General features: G+C 65.1%; 6 protein-coding genes. 5 read left to right on the top strand and 1 reads right to left on the bottom strand.

The window, feature by feature from the left end; genetic code table 11:
• The 5 genes from KBZ07_RS14375 to KBZ07_RS14355 all read left to right on the top strand — a co-directional run.
• Positions 1-647, top strand: a 647-nt coding sequence (locus tag KBZ07_RS14375; RefSeq protein WP_396124109.1) for a sodium:calcium antiporter, incomplete at its 5' end; no start/stop codon positions are given.
• 52 nt (positions 648-699) lie between these two features.
• Positions 700-1,755, top strand: coding sequence for an amino acid ABC transporter substrate-binding protein (locus KBZ07_RS14370; protein ID WP_254932249.1), 1,056 nt, complete (start codon positions 700-702; stop codon positions 1,753-1,755).
• 25 nt (positions 1,756-1,780) lie between these two features.
• Positions 1,781-2,743 (top strand): ABC transporter permease subunit, encoded by a 963-nt coding sequence (locus KBZ07_RS14365; RefSeq protein ID WP_254932248.1) that lies wholly within the window; start codon positions 1,781-1,783, stop codon positions 2,741-2,743.
• Positions 2,744-2,746: 3 nt separating this feature from the next.
• The gene (locus tag KBZ07_RS14360; RefSeq protein ID WP_254932247.1) at positions 2,747-3,991 is read left to right on the top strand and encodes an amino acid ABC transporter permease; all 1,245 of its coding nucleotides are present in this window, start codon (positions 2,747-2,749) and stop codon (positions 3,989-3,991) included.
• Entirely contained in the window at positions 3,988-4,734 is a 747-nt protein-coding gene (locus KBZ07_RS14355; RefSeq protein ID WP_315860176.1) for an amino acid ABC transporter ATP-binding protein, read from the top strand. Before KBZ07_RS14360 ends, KBZ07_RS14355 begins: the two co-directional genes overlap by 4 nt.
• Before the next feature lie 22 nt (positions 4,735-4,756).
• On the opposite strand, the gene KBZ07_RS14350 is transcribed toward KBZ07_RS14355, so the two are convergent.
• Entirely contained in the window at positions 4,757-6,562 is a 1,806-nt protein-coding gene (locus KBZ07_RS14350; protein WP_254932246.1) for an SLC13 family permease, read from the bottom strand.
• Between the last annotated feature and the right edge of the window lie 130 nt (positions 6,563-6,692).

Here is a 6,692-nt window from a genome sequence, read left to right as displayed (position 1 = left end):
TCAACCTGATCTGGGAGATGCGCACCGCCTCCGAATATTCAGATGAAGAGGGCGATTCCGATGAGGGCGACCGGGCCACCCCTGCCGTGGCTGCCGCCAAGCTGGCTGGCGGACTGGTGCTATTGGTGCTGGGATCCGACGTGCTGGTCAAGGGCGCCACTGCGGCGGCCATCGGCCTGGGCGTCACCGAGACCGTGATCGGCCTGACAATCGTTTCAGCCGGCACCTCCATGCCGGAGCTGGTGACCTCGCTGGTGGCGGCGTACCGCGGCAAGGCTGATTTGGCCATCGGCAACGTGGTGGGCAGCAACCTGCTCAACCAGCTGGTGATCCTGGGGGTTTGCGGCGTCTTCTCCGGCGAGGGGCTGCTGGTGGATCCGGCGGTGATCAGCCGGGATCTGCCGGTGATGGTGCTCACCACCCTGGCCCTGCTGCCCATCCTCTGGACCCGGGGGGTGGTGACCCGACTGGAGGGGGGCATCCTGGTGGGCCTCTACGGGCTCTATCTGGCTGAGCAGGTGCTCTCCGAGACCTTGACCACGGCCCAAGATGAATTTCGGTTTGTGGTTCTGGTGGTTGTGCTGCCCTTGGTGCTGGTGTTTTTTGTCTGGCAGATGCTGCGCTGGCGGCTGCAGCGCCCCGCCTGAACAAACCTTGGGCCCCCACTGCTGGCAAACTGCCCGCAACTAAAGACACCTGATGCCGTCCAGATTTACATTCGCCATTCCCCTGATCGCCGCCCTGGCCTTGGTGGGCTGCGCCGGCGATGGCGGCGGCATCCAGAGCCAGAAGATGGCGGCAATTAAGGGCAGGGGCACCCTCAACTGCGGCGTGGACGGCAAGCTGCCGGGCTTCAGTTTTGTGGGGGCTGACGGTAGTTACAGCGGCCTGGACGTCGACATCTGCAAGGCCACGGCGGCTGCGGTGCTGGGTGATCCCGCCAAGGTGACCTACCGCGACCTCAGCTCCTCCGAGCGCTTTGCAGCCCTGGGCAGCGGCGAAGTGGATCTGCTCTCCCGCAACACCACCATGACCCTCAGCCGCGATGCGCCTGGCGGCAATGCTCTTGCCTTTGCCCCCACCACCTTCTTTGACGGTCAGGCCGTGCTGGTGCCCGCCAGCAGCGGTATCAAATCCCTCAAGGACGTTGCCGGTAAGCCGATCTGTGTGGAGACAGGAACCTCCACAGAGCTCAACCTGGCCGACCGGATGCGGGAGCTCAATGCCACCTACACGCCGCTGAAGTTCCAGTCGGGTGATCAGACCTTTGCGGCCTATCTGCAGGGTCGTTGCGTGGCTGTCACCTCTGATCGCTCCCAGTTGGCGGCCAAGCGAACCGGCTTCCCCAACCCCGCCGAGCACCTCCTGCTCCCCGACATGTTGAGCAAGGAGCCCCTCAACCCCGCCACCATCAATGCCGATCCGGCCTGGGCCGATGCCGTGCGCTGGGTGGTCTACAGCCTTATCCAGGCCGAGGAAATGGGCATCACCGCCGCCAACATCGACGCCAAGCTGGCAGAGGCCAAAGCCAACAAAAACCTTGCCCAGCTACGCCGTTTCCTCGGTGTCGAGGGCGACCTTGGCAAGCAGCTCGGCCTGCCCGCCGATTTCGTTGTCAAAACAGTGAAGGCCGTGGGGAACTATGGCGAGGTGTTTGAGCGCAATGTGGGGCAGGGCTCGCCCCTCAAGCTCGAGCGAGGTGTCAACCAGCAATGGCTCAAAGGGGGCCTGATGTATTCGCCCCCATTCCTGTGAGGGCGTTGAGTTCCGGTTCGCTGCCATGACCAGCCCATCTGCAGCCCCCCCCTGGTGGCGCAATCGCCGCTACCTGCCCTGGTTGGTCCAGGGGGTGGTGGCCCTGGCGGTGGGAGTGGTGGTGGCCTTCCTGCTCACCAACCTGCTGCTCAATCTCACCGCCCGGGGCCTGCTGCTCAGCTGGAGCTGGTTGGGCCAACCGGCGGGATTCGATCTGGCCGAAACGATCCTGCCCTTTGATGCCAGCCTTCCCTACTGGAGAGCAATGTTGGCGGGGCTTGTCAACACCCTGCGGGTGGTGATTGCAGGCTTGGTGGGGGCCACGGTGCTGGGCACCCTGATCGGCACTGCTTCCTTCAGCAGCAATGGGCTGTTGCGGGGCCTGGCCCGGGTGTATGTGGAGGTTATTCGCAATATTCCCCTGCTGCTGCAGCTGATCTTCTGGTATTTCGTGGTGTTCCTGGCCCTGCCGAATGGCACCGATGCGATCCAGCTGCCGGGGCTGGTGCTGGCCAAGTCTGGGCTGTTTCTGGGGGATCCCCAACTGGTGAATGGGGTTTGGCAGGCCCCCGTGCGCTTCACCGTGGAATTTGGGGCCCTGCTCACGGGGCTGGTGGTGTACACCGCCGCCTTCATCGCTGAGGTGGTGCGGGGCGGCATTGCTTCGGTGCCCAAGGGGCAGTGGGAGGCGGCCAGCTCCCTGGGGTTCGCCCCCCTGCTGACCCTGAGGCGCATAGTTTTGCCCCAGGCCCTGCGGGTGATCGTGCCCGGTCTCAACAGCCAGTACATCTCCCTGGCCAAGAACTCCTCCCTGGCCGTGGCCTGTGGCTTCACCGACCTCTATTCCGTCTCGGAAACCACCCTCAACCAGACCGGCCGGGCCGTGGAGGTGATGCTGATCCTGCTGGGCTCCTATCTGGTGATCGACCTGGTGATCTCAGCCCTGATGAATGGCCTCAACGGCCTCGTGCAACTCAAGGAGCGCTAGAAGATGGCCCCTGCACCTCCTGCGACGCTTCGCCCAGGGCCCTGGCAGTGGCTGCGCCGCGAACTGTTTGGCAGTCGCATCGATGGCCTCATCTCCATAGCCCTGCTCGGCTTCCTGGTGGCCGCGGCCCTGGGCTTGGCTAAGTGGGCCCTGTTCCAGGCCCAGTGGACGGTGATCAGAGCCAACAGCACCCTGTTTGCGGTCGGGCGTTACCCGCTGGAGCAGCAGTGGCGCCTCTGGCTGCTCACCACCCTGCTGGCCCTTGCCACCGGGCTCAGCTGGGGCCTGCTGCGAGCATTGCCCCGTTCCGGTACCTCCGGACCTCCCCCCATCCTGTGGCCCCGCAACGACCGCTGGGCCGCGGCGATTCTGGTGTTGCTAGGCCTCTGGCGCCCCCTGGCTCTCCAGTTAACCCTGGCCATCCAGCTGCGCTGGTGGGCCATCACCGCCCTGCTGCTGTTGGCCCGCTGGGCCGCTGGCCGCTGGGGCCAGGCCCTTCCCCCCCTGGTGCGGCGGCTGATTCCGCTGATCTGGCCCCTGCTCTACCTGGTGGGGATGGTGCTGATCAGCGGCGGCCTCGGGCTCGTGCAGGTGGCGCCCTCGGACTGGGGCGGGCTGCTGCTAACCCTGCTGATGGCCACCTTCGCGATCCTGCTGTGTTTCCCCCTGGGGTTGCTGCTGGCCCTGGGGCGGCGCAGCAACCTGCCCCTACTGCGCTGGGGCTCGCTGCTCTACATCGAGTTCATCCGCGGCGCCCCGCTGATCACCTTGCTGTTTCTGGGCCAGAACATCCTCGGCTTTCTGCTGCCCGGCGGTCTGGCCCCGGATCGGGTCTGGCGGGCGGCCTGGGTGCTCACCTTCTTCGCTGCCGCCTATGTGGCCGAAGCTGTGCGGTCCGGCTTGGCCGCCGTACCGGCGGGCCAACTGGAGGCGGCCCGCTCCCTGGGGCTGTCCATGCCCTTTGCCCAGATCCACGTGGTGCTGCCCCAGGCCATGAGGGTGGCCCTGCCTGCCACCGTGGGCCAGTTTATTTCCCTGCTTCAGGACACCACCTTGCTCTCCCTGATCGGTCTGCTGGACTTGTTGGGCACCGCCCGTACTGTGATGGCCAATCCGGCCTTCCTGGGCCGCAATGCGGAGGTCTATCTCGTGCTGGCGGTGCTGTTCTGGTGCTGCTGCGCCGCCCTGGGACTGGGCAGCCGGGCCCTTGAAACCCGTCTCAATCCAAACCTCGCTCCTTCCCGATGACCAGCCCTGCAGCCGTGATGATCGAGGCCCGCGGGGTCGAGAAGTGGTATCCCAATGGCTTCCATGCCCTGCGGGGAGTGGACCTCACCGTGCACCAGGGCGAGGTGGTGGTGATCATGGGGCCCTCGGGTTCCGGCAAGAGCACCTTCCTGCGCACTTTCAACGCCCTGGAGGATTTCCAGCAGGGCTCGATCGAGGTGGATGGCATCCCCCTCAGTGATGACCTGCGCCAAATCGACGCCGTGCGCCGCGAGGTGGGGATGGTGTTCCAGCAGTTCAACCTCTTCCCCCACCTCAGCGTGCTCGAAAACCTCACCCTGGCGCCGGTGCTGGTGCGCAAGCTCCCCAAGCAGGTGGTGCAGCGCCGCGCCCTCGAGCTGCTGGATCGGGTGGGCATCGCCGAGCAGGCCCACAAATATCCGGGCCAGCTCTCCGGCGGCCAGCAGCAGCGGGTGGCGATCGCCCGTTCGCTCTGCATGGAGCCGCGGGTCATGCTCTTCGATGAGCCCACCAGCGCCCTCGACCCCGAGATGGTGCAGGAGGTGCTGGAGGTGATGCAGGGCCTGGCCCAGGACGGCATGACCATGGTGGTGGTGACCCACGAGGTGCGCTTTGCCCGTCAGGTGGCCCACCGGGTTGTGCTGATGGATGGGGGGGTGGTGGTGGAGATCGCCCCGCCGGAGCAGTTTTTCAGCAACCCCCAACACGAGCGCAGCAAGCAGTTCCTCAGGCAGATCGGCTAGTCCCGCTAAAAGGTCAGACGGATCAGAGCCCGAACCAGCGGCAGATCAGCCAGGGCACCGTTACGGTCATGGCGATGGTGAGCGGGAAGCCATAGCGGGCGATGTCGAGGAAGCGATAGCGGCCTGGGCCGAACACCATCAGGTTGGTCTGGTAGCCGACTGGACTCAGAAAGCTCTGGCTGGCGCCAAATAGCACGGCGTATATGAATGCCATGGGCGGCTGGTCAAGCCCCTGGGCCAGCTGACCGGCGATCGGAATCACCATGGCCACGGTGGCGGCGTTACTCATCACCTCGGTGAGCAGGGTGGTGAACAGGAAAACCACCAGAAGCGCCGCATACACCGGCCAGTCGTGCAGCCCTGCCAGCAATCCCTGGGCCAGGGCGGCGGCCAGACCTGTTTTTTCGAGGGCCACGCTGAAGCTCCCCAGGGAACCGAGCAACAGGATCACGTCGAGCCGGATGGCCCGCTGCAGGTCTCCTGGGCGCAGGCATCCAGTGGCGACCATCGCCACAGTGCCGAGCAACACCGCCGCCACCAGGGGAATGATCTCGAGGCTCGGCAGCAGGAGCACCAGTGCGGCGATCAACAGGGCAACCCACTTGCGGCTCACCGTGGGCAGATCCTTTTCCAATTGCTCCAGCACCACCAGATCGTTGTTGGCCTGCAGGCCGCGGATGGCGTCCTTCGGGCCCTGCAGCAGCAGCACATCCCCCTCCCGCAGCGCTGCCCGACCCAGGCGCTCCCGCAGAACTGCGTTGCCGCGTCGCAGGGCCAGCACCGTGACGTTGTAGCGCTGGCGGAAGCGCAGATCCCGCAGGCAATCCCCGGCCAGGGTGGAGCCGGAGGGCAGCAGAACCTCAACCAGGCGTTGGTTGTTTTGCTGATCGGGAAGGATCTGCTCCTCCGGCATCGGAGCGAGAATCACAGTGTGTTCCTGCTGGAGGCGCAGCAGGTCTTCACGGCTGCAGCGCAGTAGCAGTCGATCGCCCAGCATCAGAGTGCGGTCAGCCAGGGGCGGCAGAAAGCGCTCGCTGGCACGATGCAGCTCCAGCACGTCGACATCGAAGCGCCGCTGGAGGCGGCTGCCATGCAACGACTGGCCGATCAGTTCAGAGCCCGCCGGGATCTTCACCTCGGTGAGGTAGCCGCTGCTGGAGAGATCGGCGAGCAGATCGTCATCATTGCGGCCGCGATCCGGCAGGAAGCGATCAGCCAGTAGCACCATCACCAAGCTCCCCACCAGCCATACCCCTATTCCGATCGGGGTGAAGTCAAACAACCCAAAAGCGCCATAGCCCAGCTTGCTGCTCACCTCACTGGCCAGCAGGTTCACCGAACTGCCCAGCAGGGTCATCGTGCCGCCCAGCACAGTGGCAAAAGAGAGCGGCAGCAGCACCTTGGAAGGAGAGATGCCGCGGCGCTGGCACCAGCCCTCCACCACCGGCAACAGGCTTGCCACGATCGGGGTATTGGGGACGAACGCCGATACCGGAGCGACCGCCGCCACCATCACCGCGATCATGCGCTTGGGGCTGCGCACCGCGTCGGAGCCGATCAGGGCGCGCAGACGATCCAGACCGCCGCTGCGAAGCAGGCCAGCGGAGAGCGCAAAAAGACCCATCAGGGTAATAAGGGCAGGGCTGCCGAAGCCCTCCACCGCCTCGCTGGGCTTGAGCACGCCGCCAACGATCAGCAGGGCTGCCGCCAGCAGTCCTGTGATCTCCGGAGCCAGCCAGCCGGTCACGAACAGCACGATTGACCCCGCTAGCACCAGCAGGGTGGTCAGGGCACCGGGTTGGAGCAGGGCGGCAAGAAAGTCAGCCATGGGAAATCAAGCCTATTTTAACTCTACATCAGTAAACCTATTAACATTTAGACCTACCAGAGGTCGGTTCTTTCTTTCGGGCTGATGTCTCGCTCGCGCCGGGCTTTTGTGGCTTGGCGTTGGCTGGCTA

The organism is Cyanobium sp. BA20m-14, from assembly GCF_024346295.1.
Note: the sequence above shows the minus strand (reverse complement) of the source record. Positions and strands in the feature narration are given on the sequence as shown.